This window comes from Microbacterium sp. ISL-103 (assembly GCF_018613995.1).
GTDB lineage: Bacteria > Actinomycetota > Actinomycetes > Actinomycetales > Microbacteriaceae > Microbacterium.
Genome location: NZ_JAGGPD010000672.1, coordinates 1 through 1,162, shown reverse-complemented (window position 1 = coordinate 1,162; position 1,162 = coordinate 1). Strand labels below are relative to the sequence as shown.

The 1,162-nt window shown below is 67.6% G+C and carries 1 protein-coding gene; it reads right to left on the bottom strand.

The window, feature by feature from the left end:
• The coding region (locus tag J7E68_RS19410) for an extracellular solute-binding protein (RefSeq protein ID WP_215175169.1) at window positions 1–1,162 on the bottom strand (1,162 nt) is incomplete at both ends.

The following is a 1,162-nucleotide window of genomic DNA, read 5'->3' as shown; positions in this document are numbered from 1 at the left end:
CGGCCGACGTCTCGGGGTCCGGCCACGGCTTTTCTACCGGGAAGAGCACGCTCTCGTCGGGCTTGAAGGGCTCGTACTCCTGCGTCGCGTACAGCAGACGTCGCTCGTACCCGTCAGGCGTGTAGATGTCCTCCGGCACGACCTGGGCGTTCCGGAACTCGAGCGAGTCCCAGTACTGCGACATCGAGCGCCACGCGGCGTTGGAGGTCTCGTCGTAGGTGACGGGGCGGAACGTGGGGTCAAGCTCCGGGTCGAGCGCCAGGTCGCCGTCGACGGCGGGCACCCATGCATCGCCCTCGGGTCCCATCGACGCTCGGATCTGGCCCTCGTCGGTGGCCAGGTAGTCGAGCAGCTTGATCGCCTCGATGCGCTCGTCCTCGGTGGCCTTGTTCGTCAGGGCGAAGGTCCCCACCGGATTGACCGGAGACCGCCACGTGGCGAGCTGCGTGCCGTCGGGCCCCGCGAGCGGTGCCACGGCGTCGTAGTTCTTGTCGCGCCCGTCAGGAGAGTCCGCCGAGACGAAGACGTACGGGTGCAGGGTCACGGCGGAGCCGAGGATCTGCGCGTCGGCGCTGTCGCCGAGGGCTTTCAGAGCGTCGCCGTTCTGAGTGAACGCCGCCGTGTCGAGCAGACCCTCCTCGGCGAGGGAGGTGATGTACTCCAGCCCCGCCCGCCAGCTGTCCGAGGTGGCGTTCAGCGCGACCTCGTCGCCGTCGAGCACGAGCGGCGGCGGGCTGGAGGGCCCACCGACCGGCGCATAGGTGAAGGCGTTCATCAGGTAATTGATGATGGGCTCCGACGCAGAACCGCTGAGCGGCACCTCGTCGGCTGCGCCGTTGCCGTTCGGGTCGCCGTCCTTGAAGGCGCGGAGCACCGTGCGCAGCTCTTCCGTCGTCGTCGGCTGCTCGAGACCCAGGGCGTCGAGCCAGGTCGTGTTCATCCAGAGCTTCGACGGATAGCTGCAGTGGAAGCACTCGCTCCATTGGGTGATGGCGTAGATGTGACCGTCGGGCGCGGTGACCGACTGCTCCCAGTCCGGCTTCTCCTCGCAGCGCTTCTTGAGGTTCGGCGCGTACTCGTCGATCAGGTCCTCCAGAGGCATGAGCACCCCCTGCTGGCCGTACTTGAGGATCTCGTTGCGCGAGAATCCGTCGTCCCACGG